21 protein-coding genes are annotated in these 21,984 nt (G+C 49.8%); 16 read left to right on the top strand and 5 right to left on the bottom strand.

Going from position 1 to position 21,984, the window contains the following annotated elements; genetic code table 11:
• Positions 1-3 precede the first annotated feature (3 nt).
• Both ccsA and BM202_RS23760 read right to left on the bottom strand, forming a co-directional pair.
• Entirely contained in the window at positions 4-705 is a 702-nt protein-coding gene (ccsA, locus tag BM202_RS23765) for a cytochrome c biogenesis protein CcsA (RefSeq protein ID WP_093830825.1), read from the bottom strand.
• 72 nt (positions 706-777) lie between these two features.
• A complete protein-coding gene (locus tag BM202_RS23760) occupies positions 778-1,530 on the bottom strand; it encodes an SDR family NAD(P)-dependent oxidoreductase (RefSeq protein WP_093830823.1) in 753 nt (250 codons plus the stop codon).
• 207 nt (positions 1,531-1,737) lie between these two features.
• On the opposite strand from BM202_RS23760, the gene BM202_RS23755 reads away from it, so the two are divergent.
• From BM202_RS23755 to BM202_RS23715, 9 genes are all read left to right on the top strand, one after another.
• A complete protein-coding gene (locus BM202_RS23755; RefSeq protein ID WP_093830935.1) occupies positions 1,738-2,901 on the top strand; it encodes a 3-dehydroquinate synthase in 1,164 nt (387 codons plus the stop codon).
• 106 nt (positions 2,902-3,007) lie between these two features.
• On the top strand, positions 3,008-4,258 hold the full coding sequence (gene eboE / locus BM202_RS23750) for a metabolite traffic protein EboE (RefSeq protein WP_093830821.1): 1,251 nt from the start codon (positions 3,008-3,010) through the stop codon (positions 4,256-4,258).
• 51 nt (positions 4,259-4,309) lie between these two features.
• Positions 4,310-5,713 carry an alkaline phosphatase family protein gene (locus tag BM202_RS23745; protein WP_093830819.1) on the top strand — a complete coding sequence of 468 codons (1,404 nt, stop codon included), beginning with the start codon at positions 4,310-4,312 and terminating at the stop codon, positions 5,711-5,713.
• Between the two features lie 39 nt (positions 5,714-5,752).
• A complete protein-coding gene (locus tag BM202_RS23740; RefSeq protein ID WP_093830817.1) occupies positions 5,753-6,304 on the top strand; it encodes a hypothetical protein in 552 nt (183 codons plus the stop codon).
• 209 nt (positions 6,305-6,513) lie between these two features.
• The gene (locus BM202_RS23735) at positions 6,514-7,593 is read left to right on the top strand and encodes a hypothetical protein (protein ID WP_093830815.1); all 1,080 of its coding nucleotides are present in this window, start codon (positions 6,514-6,516) and stop codon (positions 7,591-7,593) included.
• Between the two features lie 24 nt (positions 7,594-7,617).
• On the top strand, positions 7,618-8,193 hold the full coding sequence (locus tag BM202_RS23730; protein ID WP_093830813.1) for an RNA polymerase sigma factor: 576 nt from the start codon (positions 7,618-7,620) through the stop codon (positions 8,191-8,193).
• Positions 8,174-9,397: a hypothetical protein gene (locus tag BM202_RS36725; RefSeq protein WP_143100737.1), complete on the top strand. Its 1,224-nt coding sequence runs from the start codon at positions 8,174-8,176 to the stop codon at positions 9,395-9,397. The genes BM202_RS23730 and BM202_RS36725 overlap by 20 nt, the downstream gene beginning before the upstream one ends.
• 238 nt (positions 9,398-9,635) lie before the next feature.
• The gene (locus tag BM202_RS23720; protein WP_245776755.1) at positions 9,636-10,040 is read left to right on the top strand and encodes a hypothetical protein; all 405 of its coding nucleotides are present in this window, start codon (positions 9,636-9,638) and stop codon (positions 10,038-10,040) included.
• A 307-nt stretch (positions 10,041-10,347) separates the two neighbouring features.
• A complete protein-coding gene (locus tag BM202_RS23715; RefSeq protein ID WP_093830807.1) occupies positions 10,348-11,160 on the top strand; it encodes a LytTR family transcriptional regulator DNA-binding domain-containing protein in 813 nt (270 codons plus the stop codon).
• Between the two features lie 25 nt (positions 11,161-11,185).
• On the opposite strand, the gene BM202_RS23710 is transcribed toward BM202_RS23715, so the two are convergent.
• The gene (locus BM202_RS23710; protein ID WP_093830805.1) at positions 11,186-11,659 is read right to left on the bottom strand and encodes a response regulator; all 474 of its coding nucleotides are present in this window, start codon (positions 11,657-11,659) and stop codon (positions 11,186-11,188) included.
• 333 nt (positions 11,660-11,992) lie between these two features.
• Positions 11,993-13,192 (bottom strand): glycosyltransferase family 1 protein, encoded by a 1,200-nt coding sequence (locus BM202_RS23705; RefSeq protein ID WP_093830803.1) that lies wholly within the window; start codon positions 13,190-13,192, stop codon positions 11,993-11,995.
• 400 nt (positions 13,193-13,592) lie between these two features.
• On the opposite strand from BM202_RS23705, the gene BM202_RS23700 reads away from it, so the two are divergent.
• From BM202_RS23700 to BM202_RS23690, 3 genes are read left to right on the top strand one after another with little or no spacing between them, the layout of a single operon-like run.
• Positions 13,593-14,774: an acyl-CoA dehydrogenase family protein gene (locus BM202_RS23700; RefSeq protein ID WP_093830933.1), complete on the top strand. Its 1,182-nt coding sequence runs from the start codon at positions 13,593-13,595 to the stop codon at positions 14,772-14,774.
• Complete coding sequence (locus tag BM202_RS23695; protein WP_093830801.1) at positions 14,758-15,510, top strand: PIG-L deacetylase family protein; 753 nt, start codon at positions 14,758-14,760, stop codon at positions 15,508-15,510. The genes BM202_RS23700 and BM202_RS23695 overlap by 17 nt, the downstream gene beginning before the upstream one ends.
• A gap of 3 nt (positions 15,511-15,513) precedes the next feature.
• On the top strand, positions 15,514-16,110 hold the full coding sequence (locus BM202_RS23690; RefSeq protein ID WP_093830799.1) for a class I SAM-dependent DNA methyltransferase: 597 nt from the start codon (positions 15,514-15,516) through the stop codon (positions 16,108-16,110).
• Positions 16,111-16,112: 2 nt separating this feature from the next.
• On the opposite strand, the gene BM202_RS23685 is transcribed toward BM202_RS23690, so the two are convergent.
• Complete coding sequence (locus BM202_RS23685; RefSeq protein WP_093830797.1) at positions 16,113-17,288, bottom strand: glycosyltransferase family 2 protein; 1,176 nt, start codon at positions 17,286-17,288, stop codon at positions 16,113-16,115.
• A 193-nt stretch (positions 17,289-17,481) separates the two neighbouring features.
• Here BM202_RS23685 and BM202_RS23680 point away from each other — a divergent pair, with 193 nt between their 5' ends.
• Genes BM202_RS23680 through BM202_RS23665 form a run of 4 tightly spaced genes read left to right on the top strand, consistent with a single transcriptional unit; the run spans position 17,482 to position 21,974 of the window.
• Positions 17,482-18,348, top strand: coding sequence for an SDR family oxidoreductase (locus BM202_RS23680; protein WP_093830795.1), 867 nt, complete (start codon positions 17,482-17,484; stop codon positions 18,346-18,348).
• Between the two features lie 5 nt (positions 18,349-18,353).
• A complete protein-coding gene (locus tag BM202_RS23675) occupies positions 18,354-18,971 on the top strand; it encodes a gluconate 2-dehydrogenase subunit 3 family protein (protein WP_093830931.1) in 618 nt (205 codons plus the stop codon).
• A 60-nt stretch (positions 18,972-19,031) separates the two neighbouring features.
• Entirely contained in the window at positions 19,032-20,576 is a 1,545-nt protein-coding gene (locus BM202_RS23670) for a GMC family oxidoreductase (protein ID WP_093830793.1), read from the top strand.
• Positions 20,577-20,633: 57 nt separating this feature from the next.
• Complete coding sequence (locus tag BM202_RS23665) at positions 20,634-21,974, top strand: family 1 glycosylhydrolase (RefSeq protein ID WP_093830791.1); 1,341 nt, start codon at positions 20,634-20,636, stop codon at positions 21,972-21,974.
• Positions 21,975-21,984 lie beyond the last annotated feature (10 nt).

The raw sequence follows: 21,984 nt of genomic DNA, 5'->3' as shown, positions 1-21,984 counted from the left end.
GGTTTAGTTAGTTTCCTTATCAAGCACTGGTTTTGTAGTCTCTTCCAATTCGTCAAAATGAATTTCGACCCGACGTAACCGAACCCGCAACTGCGTAATCCAAAGCCCCAACAGCGTAAAACCAACAAAAGCTGGTCGGATAATCGACTTGATCGACGCATCTGAATCGTATTGATTAAAGCCCGGATTTCCGCCATTTCCAGGATGCAGCGAATCGGTTAGGCGGGGCAGAATAAGGATCAGGGGAATAAATACGGCGAAGGCAAATATGTTATAAACGGCCGAAATCCGGGCGCGTCGCATGTCGTCGTCGAAGGAGCCACGTAGCACAAAATAAGCCAGGTACAGCAGCATACCCACGGCGACGCCGTTCGTTTTTGGATCATTGGGCCACAAATCTCCCCAGGCAAAATAGGCCCATACCGAGCCGGTTATACAGCCTAAAACACCAAATAGAATGGCCGTACACACAAATTCATAAGCGATTACGTCATCATCGTTATTGCCTTTTCTGAGGTAACGGATTGAGAATATGGTTGATAGAAGTAACATCACCATCATGGCAATCCATAAGGGCGGATGGAAAAAAGTGTTCCGTATGGCCTCATGTAAAATAGGCAATTTGGGAACGGGCCGCATTAGACCGGCTACGAAAACATACGCCAGTATAATAACGGTTAGTGCTTTCCACCAATGTCTTCTCATAAAAATGACGTTTAAATGAGCGCCTATGCTGCTCATACTGAAGGCCAAAGACGTCTACTGACCAACTCTTACTCACTTCCGATAAATCGTCGTAGCGGCAGCCTGTGCGGAAGCCAGAATCGTCATATCGGCGATGGTGACGTGAGCAGGGGCCGTAACGGCATACACAATCGTATCGGCAATGTCTTCCGCTGTAAGCGGTTCAAATCCTTCGTACACTTTGGCCGCCCGCTCGGTATCGCCACTGAAACGTACTACCGAAAATTCGGTTTCCACGGCGCCGGGCGCAATGTTCGTCACTTTGATGCCGTGTTGGGTCAGGTCCAGCCGCATACCGGCGCTGAGCGCTTCAACAGCCGCTTTACTGGCGCAATAAACGGCCCCATTTGCGTAGGTTTGTTTCCCCGCCACCGAACTTAAATTAATAATGTGGCCGCGTTTGCGGGCAACCATGCCGGGCATAACGGCCTTCGATACGTAGAGAACGCCCTGCACGTTGCCGTCGATCATCTGATCCCAGTCGTCAACGCTACCCTCCTGAATCGGCGACATACCGCGGGCACTTCCGGCATTATTGAGCAGTATATCAATAGCTTGCCACTCTTCAGATAAGGTGCTGATGGCGTCGTTAACCTCGCTCCAGTCGCGCACGTCGAAGTTGAGCGTCGTGACGGCGGTCTTCTGACTTAGTTGTTCCTGTAATTCGTCCAGCCGTTCCTGCCGACGGCCACAAAGGATTAACTGGTATTCGAGATCGGCGAAGGCTTCGGCGGTGGCGCGGCCAATGCCAGACGTAGCGCCAGTGATGAGTGCAATGCGAGACATAAAAATGGGTAAAAACGTATGAGTTGGCAAAGATAACCAGATTAGTAAACCTGAATCACCTGCCCCGCCAGGGCCACGCCAATACGTCGAAAAACAGGTTGCGCAATTCTTCAATACGGTGTGTTGGCAAATGAGTTTGATCCAGCGGACTTTTTTGGCCACTACTGGTGTTTTTTGGGTAATTTTGAGTTTTTACATGATAATGAGATGAGCCATTTGCAGCAGTCTTTCACGGTTCAATTCGTGTACAACGTCTTTTTTACCGAGAAACTTTTCGATACAACCAATTCACTCTTTGCCGATTTCTTTCATCAACAAGCCACTTCGGCAACGCAAAAAAAACTCCTGTTTGTCATTGACTCGGGTGTTGTTGAGACGCATCCTGGTTTAGTAGCTGAGATTAAGGCATACTTTACACAACACGCTGACGTTGTTGATCTTGCTTCAGATTTTCTGATCATTCCGGGTGGCGAAATTGCCAAAAACAATCCCGTGTTTGTCGAGAAAATCGTGGACGCGGTGGATACCTATGGTATTGATCGACATTCCTACGTAGCGGCCATTGGTGGTGGATCGGTGCTGGATATGGTAGGCTACGCGGCTGCCATTTCACACCGGGGCATCCGGCATATTCGTATTCCGACGACGGTGCTATCACAGAATGATTCGGGCGTTGGGGTCAAGAATGGGGTCAACTACAAAGGCAAAAAGAATTTCCTCGGTACGTTTGTTCCGCCCATTGCGGTGTTTAACGACAGTACGTTCCTGACGACGCTCGATGATCGTGACTGGCGGGCGGGCATCTCCGAAGCCATTAAAGTGGCCCTTATCAAGGACAAAGCATTTTTCGAGTGGGTCGAAACCAATGCGCATGCGCTGGCCGCCCGCGATATGGACGCCATGCAGTATCTCATCCACCGTTGCGCCCAGATGCATTTGCAGCATATTTCGGGCGGAGATCCATTCGAGATGGGCTCCTCTCGACCGCTGGACTTTGGTCACTGGAGTGCACACAAGCTCGAACAGTTGACCAACTTCGAGCTTCGTCATGGCGAAGCTGTAGCGATTGGTATCGCGCTGGATAGTATTTATTCCCAGCAACTTGGCTGGCTTACCGACGCCGACACCAACCGTATCCTGACGACGCTACGTACGCTCGGCTTCTCCTTGTATCAACCCATGCTCGACGCCGACAACAGTGCGGGTGTGCTGAAGGGACTTTCCGAATTCCGTGAGCATCTGGGTGGCCAATTGACCATCATGCTGTTAAAAGATATTGGTCTGGGCGTAGAAGTGCACGAAATGGATGCTACCCTTGTTCGACAGGCAATTGCTACGTTACGTGAACATGAATTGTCCACCACAGTTTAGTTCTTTATTAATCAAAGATTTTATTATTGAACACAGAGCCACGGAGAACACAGAGTTTTTATCAATTTCTTTATGTTCTCCGTGGCTCTGTGTTCAATAAAATTCTATGAAAACTTCTCTAGGGCATCTTGGCTATTGCACAAATATTCATGCGGGCGAAACGTGGGCCGATCACTTTGCCGCTTTGCAGCAGGCGGTTCCTGAACTAAAGAGACGGTTATCGCCCGATGCACCCGACTCCAGTACGTCCTTTGGCATTGGCCTGCGGCTTTCCAACGTAGCAAGTGAAGAACTGGAAACGCCCGAAAACCTGGTCGCTTTTCAGCACTGGCTGGCTCAAAACGACTGTTACGTCTTCACAATGAACGGGTTTCCGTTCGGTGGTTTTCATGATACGGTCGTAAAAGATCAGGTACATGCGCCCGACTGGACGACCGAAGCGCGGGTCGAATACACCAAACGCCTGTTCCGAATCCTGTCGGTCTTATTGCCGGTCGATGATTTGGGCAATGCCATTCAGGGTGGTGTTTCGACCTCGCCCCTCTCCTATCGCCATTGGTTCGAGTGGGAGCAACCGGCAGCGCGCGATTATATTTTTTCGCAGACCACGCAAAATGTGCTCGAAGTCGTGGCTGAGTTGATTCAGTTACGTCGCCAAACCGACCGGTTGATGCACCTCGATCTGGAACCCGAACCCGATGGCGTTATCGAAACCGCCGACGAGTTCATTACCTGGTTTACGGATTATTTGCTGCCGATGGGCATCGAGCAATTAAGTGAACAATTTGGCCTGACTGACGAGGAAGCCGAAGCTACCATCTGCGAACACGTCCGGTTATGCTATGATGTCTGTCATTTCGCCGTAGGCTACGAACGCCCGGCCGACGTGCTGGATAAACTCAAAAAATATGGGCTACGTGTCGGTAAAATTCAGGTCAGTGCGGCTTTAAAAGCTGAATTCCCTACTGATACTGAAGGGCGTGAGGCCGTGAAACAGGCATTCGAACAGTTTAACGAACCGACGTATCTGCACCAGGTCGTGGCCCGAACCACGCAGGGCGATCTGCTACGTTTTCCGGATTTACCCGAAGCATTAGCGGCTCTGGACGATACACATGCCGAATGGCGGGCGCATTTCCATGTACCCCTTTTCGTGGCCGATTATGGCGTGTTGAAATCCACACAAGACGATATTCGTGAGGTATTGAAATTACAGGCCGACCGGCATTTCACCAACCAGCTTGAGGTCGAAACCTATACGTGGGGCGTATTACCCGACGATTTAAAGAAAGATATAGTTGACTCGATCGAACGAGAAATGAAATGGGTGTTTAAATCAATGATGAACGATGAATGATGAATGCCAGATCTGGTTTAGTTCATCATTCATTATTCATCATTCATCATCATGAAAAAGACCGTAGTACTCGATGTTGTGGGCTTGTCTTATTCGCTGATTGGCGAACACACGCCTTTTCTGAAACAGTGGTTTGCCAGCAAGCATCAGGCTACCATTGACCCCATGCTTCCGGCCCTGACAACGTCGGTGCAATCGACCTACGTAACGGGGAAGTGGCCCAACGAAACCGGTATCGTCGGGAATGGCTGGTATGACCGCACCGATTCCGAAGTGAAGTTCTGGAAACAGTCGAACAAGCTCGTTGCCGGCGAAAAGATTTGGGAACGAGCCAAAAAAATCGATCCAAACTTCACCGTTTCCAAGATGTTCTGGTGGTACAACATGTACTCATCCGCCGATTACTCGGCGACGCCCCGCCCGCAATATCCATCTGACGGGATGAAAATCGCCGACTGCTACACGCATCCCGGTGATCTGCGTGATCGACTTCAGCAAGAACTTGGTACGTTCCCGTTGTTCCAGTTCTGGGGGCCCGCTACGACCATCAAAAGTAGCCGCTGGATTGCCGACGCATCGATGCTGGTGGACAAATGGCATAACCCAACGCTAACGCTGATTTACCTGTCGCACCTGGATTACTGCCTGCAAAAATTTGGCGGTCCTGCGTCCGGGCAGGATTTTTCGAAAATCGCCAACGACCTGCGCGAGATTGATGATGTGTGCCGCGACCTGATTCAGTTTTACGAGAAACAAAACGCTGAAGTCATTGTGCTGTCCGAATACGGCATTACGAACGTCAGCAAACCAATTCACATTAACCGGATTCTGCGCGAAGCGGGCATGATACGTTACCGGGAAGAACGGGGTCTGGAAGTCTTCGATGCCGGTGCCTCGCCCGCCTTTGCGACACCCGATCACCAGATTGCGCATGTGTATATCAACGACCCGACGGTTTTTAATAAAGTGCGCTCTCTGCTGGAAAAGACGCCGGGCATTGAATTAGTTCTGGACAAGGAACAGCAGAAGAAATACCACATCGACCACGAACGTTCCGGCGATCTGGTTGTGGTGGCTGATGCCGACAGCTGGTTTACATATTATTATTGGCTCGACGACGCTCGCGCGCCGGACTATGCCCGCCTGGTAGCCATCCATCAGAAACCCGGCTACGATCCCGTCGAGATGTTTATGGACCAGACCAATCCGCTCATAAAACTCAAGGCAGGCTATAAACTTGGCCGCAAAATGCTTGGCTTCCGGTACCTGATGAACGTGATCTCACTCGATGCTACGCTGGTAAAAGGCTCGCACGGACGTATTGGCACGGCACCGGAACATCATCCGGTTTTCGTGAGCAGCCAGAACGTAGGCAAGTCGCTGTTGGCCACTGACGTTTACGACAAAATCTGGGAGACGCTCGCGGTAGATAAATTAGAAAAACAGACGAAGTAAGTTGTTTGTTATTTAGCTGAAAGGAAGTAATTTAACTCTATGAAAGCCTTCGTCGCCCTCCTTTTGTTGGTTGCTGCCTGTAAGTCAAATCGACTGCCGAACGTGAACGCTCCAGCCGATGGGGCGGAATATTATCAGGCCAATAAGCCGATGGAAGCGACCATGCCCCGGCTTTATCCAGACCCACAGGGCGGCCTCGGCCACTCGCAGGACCCCGACATACGGGTGACGGATATTCGCCTGACAGCCAGTTATACGGTCTTGTACCTAACCTTTGGCAAAGACCCGAACGATCGTGACAACAATTATTACGGCACCAGCAGTATTTCGTTCAATCCTAAAGCGGTGCTGGCGTCGGCTGATGGTAAACGCACTTACGCCCTGTTGAAAACGGAAGGAATCCCAATGTCGCCTGACAGTCGAGAGATTAAGAATGACGAAAAAGTACCGTTCATTCTATATTTCGAGCGATTGGACAAGGGAGTCGAAACCTTCGATCTGTTTGAGTGCCAGAGTGATAATAACAATTCGTGCTTCAACGTAGCAGGCATGAGTCTTCGCAATTCAGCGGAATCGGAAGCTAAAAATTAGCCATTTTGTCCTCAAAAAAACAGTAGGTTCAACACAGCCTAAAGGGAGGGGTCATGGGTAGCACGGAGTCATTTTCTTGATTTTTAATCATTTAAACTCTGTGCCTTCTGTAATCTCTCCCTTTAGGCTGTGCTTAAATAAAAAATCTTGCCAGCGTTTTCGGTCCATTGTTCGTCTATGTCTGTATAGACTCAACAACGTCTGGCCTTATGAAAACACGTCGCTCGCTTCTGCCCATCCTGTTGATTTTTTTGTTTAGTAGCTGGCTTACTGTGGGGTGCAACTCCAATTCGGACGATGCGACACCCCAGGGTACCTGCCGTATTCAACAATACGTATCGGTATCAAAAACTCCCGTCTTAAACACAACCGCCCTCAATCAGACAGACTACGTGTATGATCCGCAGGGCAATCTGGCGAAGACGGTTACTACGTTTACTAAGCAAATTACGGGTAGCACCGATATGCAAAACGAAACGACAACGGTTAGCTATACCTACGATGCAGAAGGCTATTTAACGAAGATGGATTCGCAACAAAAAGCAACGAACGTATTTGCGGGTAAAACCAAAAACGAACAGTCGTCGGTGGTCAGTAATTATGCCTACACAAACAGTCGATTGACCAGCATCAACACCAGACGGATTGGTGCCTACGGTGTAAACACAACAACCATCGAGTCGTATGAGTACGATGGGTCAGGCGATTTGACGAAGAAAATCGCCACCATTACGTATGATTATGATCCGGCCGTAGCAATTGAAATTCCTGTCGGCCCTTCTGGAGGACAACAAATTTCTACATACCAAAAGAACCAGTTGGTTGATTACGTTGAAAAATCGGGTAGTACTGAATACCGACCACTTACCATTCAAAATGGCCTCGTGACTATGTTCAGCACAACGCCCAATTTTCGAACCGTTTGGGAATATGACAATCAGAAACGTCAGGCAAAAATAACTGACTACGTGGGTGATACGCTTATCCGGACAACCAGTCAGACCTGGAGCGATGCCAAACCAGCCATTGCCTCTTTGCCAGCCTTTAAAGGATTTCCCGCAACGATTCCCTCGTCCGATTTTGGGCAGCCTGGCGTTCTGGCTACCTCCACGAATGCAAACTGGAACAGCATCAGTAAAAAAATGGAGACGTCTGTCGAGCAAACATCAGTTATTCAGACAAATAGCCAGGGTTTCGTGACCAGCGTAGTAAGCACGGCTAAACATCCGGGTGTGGTTTCGCAGGACTTTACAACTACCGAAACGTATACATACGCAGGTTGCCAGTAACACCTACTCAACACGATCAACTACTTGGCGGACTATTCATTAGCCGATATCATCAAGGATTGCCACCGGGGTCGGGAGGCAGCGATGCAGGTGTTTTACGAACGCTTTTATAGCTATGCGCTGTCCGTTTGTGCTGCCTATGCCAGTGATCAGGAAGATGCTCGTGAAATGCTAAACGACGGTTTTCTGAAAGCGTTTCGAAAGCTGGGTGACCTGAAAAATGAGGAAGTGGTGCTGCCGTGGTTACGGCGAATTATGGTCAATACAGCCATTGATTATTACCGCCGAAATCGGAAGCGGGCCCTCGATGTACCAGCTGATTTAGTGGAACACAGCCTTGAAGAACCTTACCTGAACGACGAAGCTATTTTTGCCCAGCTGTCTGCCGAGCACATTTTAACGGTACTGCATCAGCTACCGGCTCCGTATCGCATGGTATTCAGCCTATACGTACTGGAAGGGTATTCACACCGCGAAATCGCGGAGCAGTTGGGTCTAGCCGAGAGTACATCCCGGGCGCATTTAACCGAAGCGAATCGGCTGCTACGTCAGGCGCTACGTTCACAAACCACCATGAATCATGAGCGAACAAGACGATAAATTACTCCATGATTGGGTACGTCAGTCGCTAACGACCTATCGACCTGACTACGATCCAAGCGATTGGGCTCGTGTGCAGCGTATGTTGAAACGCCGTCGGTGGTGGCGAAGGGGTGCCGTAGGTATACTAGCACTCTTCATTTTGGGTTTACTACGCTGGCTAGTGCTCTATCCTGTGACAGATAAACCAGCGACCGTTACTGTCCCGACCGACAAACCAAAACAACTCGTCAACTCAGCTCCGGTTCGTACTGAAAGTCTGGTAATTAATAAGTCAATAATACGTAGGTCACACGCGGGTAGAAAAACGAAATTGCCCTTCGTTGCCCATTCATCCGGGCAGCATCAATGGTCTGCACTACGTATTACAGACATCCCTTTTTTACGCACATCAACCACTAGAATTAAGCCATTGAGCACCAGGCTGACGGAGCAGATTCACCGATCGCAACCCGTAGCGTTCAGTAAAGAAGAGACGGCCATTAGCCGCCAAATGACAGATGGAGATTTTGGGGATGATTCCACATCATACCAGATCTTAACCCGCAATCTGCGCCGTTGGCCAGACGCTGTCATTGTGTGCGACCTGACCAGCAGCATGTATCCTTACACTACGCAACTTTTCGCCTGGTTCAAAAAGAACGCCCGTCATCCATCCATCAAAGGCATTGTTTTCTTTACCGACTGTGATAGTCTGGGGCTACAGACTCGCCCCGGCGGACCGGCTGGCCGCATGTTTGTTACCCGATCGTGGGAATCAACAACTGCCTTACCAATGTTGCTGGAAGCCGCCCGGAACACGGTTCAAAATAAGGATGATGCCGAAAATGACGTAGCAGCCCTGTTGTTTGCGCAGCAGGAATTTCCTGACGCCAGGCATCTGATCCTGCTGGCTGATAACATCAGCACCGTGAAGGACATGGCATTGCTCAACACTGTCAGGAAACCGGTTCATGTGGTGCTCTGTGGCACAACGGGCAGCGATACAGCGCTGGCTTTTCAACCCGATTACTATGTCATTGCGAATCAGACAAATGGCAGTTTGCACACGCTCGAAGATGACTTTACGCCCAAAACGATCTCACGCACTACGTCCATTCGGGTTGGTTCGCGCTATTACCGATACGTAGCGCGTAAAAATCGGTTCAAGCTGACTCCCTTTGATCATCGCCCGAAGCAATTTCTGGGCTTCATCTGGCTGTAAACTGAAAGCATGACTCAGTCTGTATAGTTAAATTAGAATCCTTTTTTTCCAGCCAGCTACACACCGAATCCAGCAATCAGACGTTAGAGAGGTATTGTTACTATGTAGTTTATGTCTGATTATGTTGTTTCCCACGTTCAGTAAAAGTCGTTTTCGTACACGTCGCTTTCTCCTTTTTTTCGCTACCTGCCTCTTTCTGAGTCTCTTTACGCTGGCCCAAGTTACGCTTACTCACCGCATGCTGACGGGTTACTTTTTGAGTAACGAAGCCCCGGTTAACAAAAGCAAACCGACCTTATTTATATTCGAGCGAGCCGACACATTCGAGAAACTTTTCCAACCAGCCACCACCACAAGCCGCAAGCCTACTGTCCCGAATTTCAACAAAGAGATGGTCGTTGGCATTGCACTTCCTCCAACCAACAAACCACCCAGGCTCTCAGTCAGCAAAGTTTTTGTACAGGATTCGGTATTAACGGTGCGGTATATTCGTTTAGCCGATACAACGTTAACGAAGAATCCACAATCGTTTACAAGCCAGCCTATGCTACTGCTGGCGATTCCAAAGCAAAACGTATTAAAAACCAAACTCGTGGAGAATGGAAAAGTCGTGGAGACACGCAAGAAAGAAGTTACCGAATAAGCGCCAGCTAAATAAGATTTCATTGTCAGTTCAAAGCCTGGGATCGCACGGATTCCAGGCTTTTTTGGTTAAAGCGATACGATTCCGTCCATCCCTATGACAACCCATTTATGGCAAAATAGTGAGGCAACGGCACCCCTCCCTACAGAAATGATAGAGAAAGGATTGAAGCCAAACAGTTAGATACGACAGACCGTTACAAACCCTGTATCCTGAGAAGTTTTTTGGCTTTGCTGGCATCTAATAATGTATTAATACGTGTAGCAAATCAGTCGATAAGTCCATTCCAAAGAATACCTTAATTTTCATGAGCGTCATTAAACCAGCCCTGCAACGACCAGAATTGATTGCCTATTTTTTGGGGGCTAATAATTATAGCTGGCTTCATTTTCGAAATGGTGAAAAGAAACTGCTGGCCAAGCCGATAAGCTACATGGAGGGTGTGTTACCGAACTTCCTTCGGGTGCACAAAACAGCCCTTATCAATCCATTGTGCGTAAAAAACCTCCATCAGCCGCCCCGTCAGAAGATGGCAGGACAGATAGAATTACACAATGGCGAAGTATTCCCCGTTAGCCGTCGACGGTGGCTTCAGGTTGCCCAGGCTTTGTACGGCCACCTGTCTCCAACTGCTACTAGTGACATGCCTACTCAACCGGTAGTTGATTTGCTGGAGCAGCGCAACATTCGGAATAAAAACGCAACATTGTCGATACTTCTGATCACCAATGATACATCAAATGCATTGCTGGCTAAGCAATCGATCAATAAAAAGTGGCCTCAATATACGTTGCAGACGGAGCAGTCCAGTGTGCATTTACCTGATCTGTTGACCGACTTACCTAAATCGGAATGCCCAACGTTGTTACTGTTAGATGCCCGAACCACTACCCAGGAACGGCTGCATACACTGCAACGCATGAAATACAGTCAGCACCTATGCCGGATACCCATTATTCTATTGGTATCACCTTCAAATCAATCGGTTATCGACGGCTATAAGCGTCAGGCGAATTCAGTAGTCTCGTTAACGGAGGGGCATATACCGTTCGCTCAGGCAATCGAGCGCGTCTGTCAATTCTGGTTACAGGTAGCGGCCTTACCAGACGACACAGCCTGATGTTAAGCTAATTATTCACCCTGGATTAAACAGAGAATCGCATGGGTGGTAACGTAACTGTTTCCCACCAGTAATTACGCAATTCCTGAAAGTACGCTAACCACTCTGCAATCGTAGTGGGTTTGACCATATAGGACGAGCCACCACGCTGATAGGCGTCAGCAATATCTGCCGGATGGTCGGATGCACTCAGCACAACAATTGGAATTTGACTACAGGGAGCAGGCATGGCTTTTATCTGCTTAAGCAAAAACCAACCATGCTCCCGGGCAGGCATATATAAGTCCAGCAAAATTAATTTAGGCATCTCCCATTCCTGAATGCTCCAGTCATTCAAGAAATCCATTGCCTGATCCGGTGTTTTGGCCCAAACAGTGGTCACTTCCGACAGACAATGATACATGGCGTTTTCTATCAGTATCCAGTGATCTTCGTTATCTTCAATAACTAATATCTTGGCTCTTTTAAAATTAGCGCCAATTGTTTCCTGAGTTTTCATAACGGTTAAGTACACAAGCAAGGAATCTCTAAAATACAAATAGCTTGTATAGTAAACTACAAAATACGTAAGTTATTTGTTTTTGGATTTACGCCTAAAGTTGCTGATTTGCTATTTAAACAGATAGGTATAAAATTCTACCTATCTGGAAGGTTCTCAAAGTAGCGGCCAGACTAAGGTACATTCTCCTTGTGACGAGTCTTCCTATCAAACTCAAATACCCAACTGGCTCACTACGTGCCGATTAGCTAATCGGTACGTAGTGAGCCAGTTGGGTATTTGAATTAGGGGAGCGCGTTAGTAAAAAATCCGGAACGCTACATTTATAGGCGTTTATTCGAAAACCAGCGCACGTTGCGCCTGCATAAGTCGGCTCATTTCTTCCCAGGTCGTATCCCAGGAATTGGCCAGCAGGTATTCATCCACTGCCGTCCAATCGTCAGACTGAGTAAGCATTTTTTCAATAGCCTGCTCAAACGACTGGGGCGAATCGGCAATCGCTACCGGCGCCCAGCCGCCATACGTACGAGCTACATCCTGGATCGGCGTTGACACAACAGGCAATCCAGCTGCCAGATATTCGGGTGTTTTAGTAGGACTGATGTAGCGGGTGGCCTCGTTAATAGCAAATGGCATGATGGCTACGTCCCAATGACTGAAATAAGCCGGCAACTCCTTATAAGATTTCATGCCGAGGTAATGAATATTAGGCCCCTGAGGCAACGTAGCATGGTTGATTTTCACAACCGGACCCAGCAGGACAAACTGCCAGTCGGGTCGACTATTCGCTAAGTTACGTAATAAAGTAAGATCCATCCGCTCGTCAATCACTCCACAGAAACCAATACGTGGCCCCGGAATATTTTGCAGGTCAGCGGGTTCGGGCAAGGCGTGACGCGCTGGTTCAAAATGGCGATAATCAATACTGCTAGGGAAAGCAAATACATTCGGATGCCTTGCCTGCTTGGCTTCAAACAAGCTCAGGCCGCCGGTAAACACCAAATCCGCCTGCGTGAGCAGGGCCTTTTCTTTATCCAATAAACTTGCGGGAGCACCCAGAAAGGCCGACAACTCATCCATGCAATCATAGATCGTCATTCGGGGCTTAAGATGATTGCTAAAACTGAGTGCCATTGGTGTATAATACCAGGCAATGAAGTCCTGAATATTCTGTTGAGCCAGCAGTTGATCAACAACTTCCCGTTGCTGACGTAGGGCCTCATCAGGATTGGTTCCATGTCGCAGGTGAGGTACGACTACCGTCATATTCTCGCTGATGGTACGTACTTCTACCCGTTGGTTGTCGCCATAAATAGGCTCTTCGATAAACCAGACCCGCCACTGTTTGCTGGCACGACTTAACAAATGCTGGGGACGCTGGTAGACAAAGTTCCAGCGCAGGTGAGAAAAACAAATCAAATCCGTTACACCATCGAGCGATGAGCCAACAGGCGGGGTTTGATTGATAAACAACGAGCTTGTTACTTCTCTGGAAACTTGGGAATTCTTGGGGTCAGGTTGATACTGAGACATACGTTGATGATAAAAAAGATAATTTCATGGACCAATCCCTGCTTATAAACCAGTCAACCTGAGTGCATAATACCCTACGCGCCCCCTGGTAATAAAACGGAAAATCAAACGGAGACAACAATAAGAACTGCGTAGACTCAACTTTGTTGGGTATATGAGGCAGCGGTCCATCTGAATAATAGATAAATTATCTGGCGGTTCAAAGCAGATACGCATCTATCTAAACAGGTACTTTGAAAAATGCCAAATAATACCTTCATTATGCACAAACAGCGTTTATAAGCATCTTTTCGGGCAGTGAATAGGAGCCGAATGGTTAGCCATTCGAGCCGTCAGGGTGGGGTTTCATCCGCTCACACAGTTTATAAAACAATCAGCGGTTCTGTCGATTTATACGGGTATGAATGCCATTCACTCAGTCTCGTCGCCTACCCCAGTTTCTATTCCTTTCGATAGTCCAGGTCAGCTAAATCCCTTGATCCAGCAGATTGCGGAGGCCGCTCCTGAAACGGATACCGAAGGCGCATTTCCCGAAGAAGCTTTTAACTGGCTGGCCGAGGCTGGACTTCTGTCTATTACCCTTCCCGGTCACGAACTCGATTTCAATCGGGGACAAACGGCCCGGCTTTTGCAGTTGCTTAAACGTATTGGTTCGGCGAATCTGGCCGTCGGGCGGGTGTATGAAGGGCACATTAATGCGCTTTATCTGATTCACCTTTACGCGTCACCCGAGCAACGTAGCAACTGGTATACGGACGTAATCCAACACAAGCGGCTATTCAGCGTCTGGAATACGCAGGCAGACAATGGAGTTCGGATTGATGAATTTACTACGTCGACAGGCGACCCGGCCTATCGTCTGACGGGTACCAAAACCTTTGGCTCGGGCGGCAAGTGGATTCAGCGTCCCCTGATCACGGGCGACTTACGGGCAACGGATAAACAGGGCTGGCAAATGGCGATCGTCCCCACGGAACAGGTCGAACCAATAGCCCAGGATGAACGATTCTGGAAACCGTTAGGCATGCGGGCTTCCGCCAGTTTTAAGCTTGATTTCACAGGTATCCATCTGAAAGATAATGATTTACTGGGCCAGCCCGGCGACTATCTGCGTCAGCCGTATTTTAGTGGGGGAGCCATTCGCTTTGCGGCTGTGCAGCTTGGCGGAGCCGAAGCAATCTATGAAGCGACCCGCCAGTTTCTGGCTACCCTGAACCGAACTGATGACATTCTTCAGCAGACACGACTCGCCGAAATGGCCTGTTTGATCGAATCGGGAAATCACTGGCTACGGGCTGCCGGAGAAAACACCGATCGTTGGCTGGCCGAAGGCGTCGATTGGCAAAAGATCGTCGCCTTCGCCAACATGACCCGGACAGCCATCGAGGAAATCTGTTTGCGCGTGATGCCGCTGGCTGAACGTTGCGTGGGTGCCAGAGGTCTACTCCGACCGCATCCATTTGAGCGAATCCACCGCGATTTGACTCTTTATTTACGGCAGCCCGCCCCCGACGCTACGTTGGTGGACATTGGAAAATTCGTTCTCACAAACGCTCAATTGTCCGATGAACTCTGGCGCTAATCAGGCTATTCTGGAAGAGCGTGCGGTATGGCTGGACGATCTACAGACAATCGGCCCGGCGCTGATTATTGCCCCACATCCCGATGATGAATCCTTGGGCTGTGGAGGCACCATTGCTCAACTGCGCGCGCTAAACTACGCGGTACATGTCATATTCGTGAGCGATGGAACGATGTCACATCCGAACTCAGCATCCTACCCGGCCGAACGGCTTCGCAACCTGCGGGAAGCGGAAGCTCGCGAAGCGTTGCGCATCTTAGCTATCAATGATGCGGATTGTACGTTTCTGCGCTACAAAGACCGGCAAGTACCGATGCGTGACCAGCCAGATTTTCTGGAAGCCACTACGGCCGTCGCGACCTTAATCGATCAGGTAAAGCCGTCCACCATCTTTGTGCCCTGGCGACGAGATCCACACCCCGACCACCGGGCCTCCTGGCAAATCATGCAGGAAGCCTTGCGGCAGACCACCAACAGACCCAGAGTACTGGAGTACCTGATCTGGTTGTGGGAGTTGGGAAATCAGCGCGATATGCCCGATCCCGATGAAATGAATGTATGGGAAGTCGCTATTGACACTGTCATCGACCAACGCAACCGGGCCATTGCAGCTCACTGTTCGCAGGTAACCCGCCTGATTGATGACGATCCGACGGCCTTCTATTTATCCCCTGAACTGCTCACCCATTTCGAGAAACCCCGTGAACTGTTTCTGGAAGCCAACTCACAAAACTAGCTTATGCCTACTCAACCCACTACGTTAAATCAGACCTATTTCGACGATGTTTACAAAGCGAACAGCGATCCTTGGTCGTTTGAGACTAGTTCCTACGAGCGTCAGAAATATGAAGCAACGCTGGCCGCCTTACCCAATACGCAGTATGAAAACGCCTTTGAAATCGGATGCTCGATTGGAGTATTGACCCAGCTGTTAACGGAGCGCTGCCAACGAATACTGGCGGTCGACGCCAGTGAATTACCGTTAAAGACAGCGCGCGCGCGGTTGGCTAATCAACCGAACGTAACGATTCGTCAAATGGCTATTCCCGACGAATTTCCCGACGATACGTTCGATTTGATTCTTTTGTCGGAAGTAGGTTATTATTTTTCCAAGCCGGATTTAGGTCGCGTCCGACAGTTACTTGTTGATCATCTAGCGCCCAATGGCCACTTATTGCTGGTCCACTGGACGCCGGTCGTTCATGATTACCCTTTGACAGGTGACGATGTTCACGACTTTTTTCTGGAGTTGGCCCAGCCTGATGGTACGCTGACACACGTAGTCAATCAGCGAGCCGAAACGTATCGACTGGACCTATTTCAGAAGAAAAAATAAAGTCAGGCATTCGAGGTATCTGCTGTATTCAGGAAGGCACGTAATTCCCGAATAGCAGTTGTAATGGGGACAAGTTTCCAATACACGGCCCATGCGCCGGTTGCTATCTTGGCGTCTACCTCCTGCCAAAGCTGCCCAAAATAGCTTGCTTGTTCCAGCTGGCACTCGAGCCAGTCGGTGTCGATCAATAAGTTAGTCGCAATGAGTTGTACATCAGCAGCAGACGATTTAGTAGCGCGATTTTGCCAGATGCTACGTAGCCGCTGTCTGTTTTGAATCCGGCGAATAATTGCTCCGGCTGATTCGACCAACTGCGATTGATTGGTTTGATTGAGCGTTTCCCAATAGCGTAACTGCTCCGAAAAACCAATGGCCACCCGGCCATGCATCCGGGTTGAGGTTGTCACCCGAACAGTAGGACTTTTTCGAATACGCGTATCGGTACGTAATAAAGCGGTATACAAAGCTTCATCCTCCAGATGAGGCACTTTCGGTAATCCGCCTACCCGTTTGTAAGCAACACATGTCAGCGCCAGACTGGCCCCGAAATGCTGAAAGTGCCGGGGCCAGGGGTCGAACGGTAAGGGGTCAAGGTAGGCTTCGAGCCGGGCAATCAACATCCGATACGTTACGTCACGCAGGTGGTTAAGCCTGACCTGATTGCCATCAGGGCGGGTTGAAATTCGTCCAGCGACTACTTCGCAACCCTGGTTGATTTCGGCCCGTATTTGTTCAATCCATTGACAATCAACGATGGTATCCGCATCTGTAGACGCAATAATACCGTGCGGCCTGCCAACTTGCAGAAGTCGCCGATAGGCTTCATCCATCAGCAGGCGCCGTGCAGTGCCTACATTGGCATTTTCCGGCGCCAGTTGAATGGTGGCGATACGTAGTGGGAAATCAGGATATCGCTGTTGATAAGACTCGGCAACGGCAACCGAACGATCCGTACAATTATTAAGCAGGATTAACACCTCATACTGAGCCCACGGAATCAGCGATCCATCGGCCTGCCGTTGAATGCGCAGGGCGTTCAGCGTGTGTTCAAGGTTGTCGGCCTCGTTGCGGGCGGGAATAACAACAGAAACACATAGCTGGGAATCAGGTGGATGCAGGGCAAGAAAAGGATTTCGTCGGGTTAGAAAAACGGGCAATGAATCAGGCGCAGACAGCATACAGACTGGAACCCCGCTTTGATGGCTAGTACAATTAGGCAAGCGAGCAACTTTGTAACCATATGTGTGGCCTATTGTTGCCGATAACCGAGACAATATTTGTGCCGCAACAAAACCGTTTGACAGCCGGTTAGATAGTTGTGCAGTGAGCGAATCAAGTTGACAGGCTTGCTGTAACCTACTTAACGAGCTCATGGAAACTATTGAATTTCGCCCGAAATCTGGAGAGATTCCCGGACAACAATTGCCTTACCCTGCCCGCCAGTCGGACATGAATCCTGCACCCGACAGCGATTTATCCAACTATAAACCAGCCGGTAAACTCACCGACAAAGTGGCCATCATTACGGGGGCCGATTCGGGAATTGGCCGGGCGGTGGCAATTGCCTTTGCCATGGAAGGGGCTGATATTGCAATCGTGTATAACGAAAACACAGGCGACGCCATGACCACCAAACACCTGGTCGAAAGCAAAGGCCGGTCCTGTCTGGTGATTCAGGCCGATGTTCGCAGTTCGGCCGCCTGTCTGGATGCCGTGCGGCAAACCGTCGCTCAGTATGGCAAATTGAATATCCTGATCAATAATGCGGCCTTTCAGATGGCGCAGGAAAAAATCGAAGACATTACCGAAGAGCAATTCCGGCGAACATTTGAGACCAACATTTTCGGCTATTTCTTCATGGTGAAGGCCGCACTGCCACACTTGCAGTCGGGCGATGCAATTGTCAACACGGGCAGTATTGTCGGTATTGTTGGCAACCCCATTCTAGTCGATTACACCGCCACAAAAGGGGCCATTCATTCCTTTACCAAATCATTGGCGATTCAACTGGGCAAACGAAACATTCGGGTCAACTGTGTTGCACCAGGCCCTATCTGGACACCCAACATTCCAGGCACAATGCCCGAAGATGAGGTTAAAAACTTTGGCCATGAAGTGGCCCTCGCCCGCCCTGGTCAACCGGAAGAAGTAGCTCCGGCCTACGTACTGCTGGCTTCGAGCGAAGGAAGTTTCATTACCGGCAGCATTGTGGAAGTAACAGGCGGAAAACTAGGATAATGCTCATGCACGATCAGTATCCTGATGGCACCGTCCGTGCCCTGCTTGCCACCGACCAGGTTACCGAAGCAACCCGACTGGCACTTACGGAGCGACTCACCATTTCACCGCAGCCACCGCAGTTTTTCACGGCCTCTGAATTTTCTTTATTACAGGCCATTTGCGACCGATTGATCCCACAGGATGAACGTACCGAACGTATTGATATCGCTGGCAGGATCGACGAACGGCTCATTCTGAACAAATCGGATGGCTGGCGATATGATGTTATGCCTGCTGACGGCGATGCCTATAAACTCGGTCTGGCGGGCGTGGACGAAGCGGCCCGGTTACTGTTTCTACAGACGTTTCAACAGCTTTCGGATGAATTAAAGGACGAAGTTCTTAAAGCGATTCAACACCAGGAAGCACCCGGTGAAACCTGGCAAAAACTTCCCGCCAACCGTTTTTTTGAGGAACTATTGACCGAAGTCGCGAATACGTACTACTGCCATCCGTTAGCGCAGGAAGAAATTGGCTACGTTGGTATGGCCGATGTACCAACCTGGCAACGTATTGGCCTGAATCAATTAGAAGATCGCGAACCCAAAAGCACGGAGCGAGGAGCTGGGGGCATGGTATAACGAGTTAATCCAGCTCGCTAAACCATATACCTCACTCCCTGCACCTTGCTCCATGCTTTTATGAAACATTACAAAACTTCCGAAACAGTTGACGCTGTTGTGATTGGTACCGGCGCGGGTGGCGCTCCCTTACTGGCACGACTCGCGGCTGCGGGTCTGAAGGTAGTAGCACTCGAAGCCGGAAAACACTGGAACCCGGCAACCGATTTCGCCACCGACGAAAAATCCCAGGAAAAACTATTCTGGAACGACGAACGGCTAAGCGCGGGCAATGATCCGATTCCTTTTGGCAGCAACAATTCCGGTACGGGGGTTGGTGGATCGACTTTGCATTATACTGCCTACACCCCTCGCGCCCAACCCGACGACTTTCAACTCCGCACCGACTTTGGTGTGGGTGAAGACTGGCCTCTCGGATTTGATCAGATTGAACCTTATTACGATGAGGTTGAGCAGTTTCTGGGCATTTCCGGTCCATCACCTTACCCATGGGGACCTGCTCGTAAACGTGCTTATGCGCTGGGGCCATTGCCCATAAACGGCGCGGGTCAGTTGATGGAAAGGGGTTGTAAAGAACTCGGAATCAAAACCTCCCCAGCGGCCAATGCGGCCTTGTCGGCAGGCTATTATCAGGAGGGGGTCGGTTATCGGCCTGCCTGTGCGAATCGGGGATTCTGCCAGGCAGGGTGCAACATTGGAGCAAAAGCCAGTATGGACGTAACGTACATCCCTCTGGCCGTACACCACGGCGCAGAGATCCGACCCGAGAGTTTCGTTACGCAGCTAATTAAAGATGCAGCCGGTCGAATCAGTGAGGTAATTTACATCCGAAATGGGCAGGAAGAACGTCAACGCTGCCGCTACGTGTTTCTCTGCGCCGGAACGATCGAAACGGCCCGGCTGCTCCTCCTGAACAACCTGGCCAATAGCAGCGGTCAGGTCGGCCGGAACGTTATGGCGCATACAGGATTGCAGATCTGGGGCGAATTTGAAGAGGACATACGACCCTACAAAGGCATTCCCGGCGCCCTGATTTCGGAAGATACCCATCGACCCGAAAAGGCTGACTTTGCCGGGGGGTACCTCCTCCAATCCATCGGCGTGATGCCTGTCACCTATATTTCACAGATGGCACGGGCACGAGGGCTTTGGGGACAAGATCTGAAGCAAGCTGCACTGGCTTATAACCACGTAGCAGGCATCAATATTCTTGGCGATTGCCTCCCCCATGCCCATAATTATCTGGAATTATCCGACGAGAAAGACATCCGTGGACTACCCAAACCGCGTATTTATTTCTCGAATGGTGAAAATGAGAAACGGATGACGGCCCATGCAGATAAGATTATGCGAGACATCTGGTCCGCAGCGAGTGCCAGAAATATCTGGGCTTTCCCCCGTAATGCGCACGTCATCGGTACGTGCCGTATGGGAACTGACCCGGCTACGTCAGTGGTGAGTCCAGACGGGCAATCATTCGATACTCCTAACCTGTTTATCAGCGATAACTCAACGTTTCCTAGTGCACTGAGCGTTAATCCGGCCCTGACAATCATGGCTTTAGCGCTCCGAACGGCGGATCGATTTCTGGAAAAGCACAAGTAATGCGGTAGAAACCCGCAATTAGCAATAGTTCATTTAGGGTTCCCACCCGCGCTACGTATGGCTCAAAAAGGATTTTTAGATCGAATTAAAAAACAGTTTGGCGATGGCAACTACGAGGGCGACCAGTTCGGTGGCGCGGGTGGTCATGATGGTAGTGGATTGCCCGTCAATACACCTGGCAATTTCATGTTTGCCACAGGAATCGAGTGTTCCTATCCCACTATTCAGCACGGCAAGGTTCGTCGGGATTTGCTTCGGGAGTGTGGTCATTATGAGCGCTTCAAGGAAGACCTTGGATTGGTTAGAGAGATGGGGCTGAACGTTTTGCGTTATGGTTTACCGTACTACAGCATCCATCAGGGATCGGGCAAGTTCGACTGGAGTTTCGCCGACGAAGCAATGGCCGAAATTAAGCGGCTCAACATAACACCGATACTTGATTTGATGCATTTTGGCGTACCAGACTGGATTGGCGACTACCAGAACCCCGACTTGCCCGTTCTTTTTGCGGAGTTTGCCGGAGCTGTGGCCGAGCGCTATCCGTGGGTGCGCTATTATACGCCCGTCAACGAGATTTACGTAACGGCTCGGCTTAGCGGCAAAGAAGGTGCCTGGAATGAGCAGCTTAAAACCGACAAAGGATTCGTTACCGCACTCAAGCATTGCGTGGCCGCCAGCATTATGGGCAATCACGAAATCGTCAAGCGCCGAAACGATTGCGTGATCGTGCAAAGCGAAAGTGCCGAATATACGCACGAAATTAAGGCAACGCCTTCACCGCAAATTATGCTGGAGAATGAGCTTCGTTTTCTATCGCTGGATCTACTCTATGCCAATCAGCCGTCAGCCTCGGTTGCTATGTACATGATGGACAATGGGTTGACTCGTGAGGAATACGATTGGTTTATGGCAGGTAAACCGCCGGGCTATCAAGTTATGGGCAATGACTACTATGGCCGTAACGAGCGCATAAAACTTCCTGACGGGTCGATTGAGACGTCCATGGATGTGCTGGGCTGGTATGAAATTACCAAAGACTATTACGAGCGGTATCGAATGCCGGTTATGCACACAGAGACCAATGTATTTGAGGCTGATCTGGCGCCAATCTGGCTGTTGAAACAATGGGTAAGTGTTATGCGCATGCGCCGGGATGGCGTACCCGTAATTGGCTTCACATGGTATAGCCTGATCGACCAGATGGACTGGGATTCGCAACTCAAAGAGGTTAATAACCACGTAAATGCCTGCGGGCTCTATGATCTTGACCGCAAGCCCCGACCCGTTGCCGAAACGTATAAGATGCTGTTGCAGGAATTTGGGCAGATTACGATTGTGCCACATGCTGAGATGCTTGAGATTACAGAACGCCCGGCGCAGCTGAAAGTAGCCACCTAACCCACGCTTC

Origin of the sequence: Spirosoma endophyticum (assembly GCF_900112365.1) — a bacterium.
In the GTDB taxonomy this organism is placed as follows: Bacteria; Bacteroidota; Bacteroidia; order Cytophagales; family Spirosomataceae; genus Spirosoma; species Spirosoma endophyticum.
Note: the sequence above shows the minus strand (reverse complement) of the source record. Positions and strands in the feature narration are given on the sequence as shown.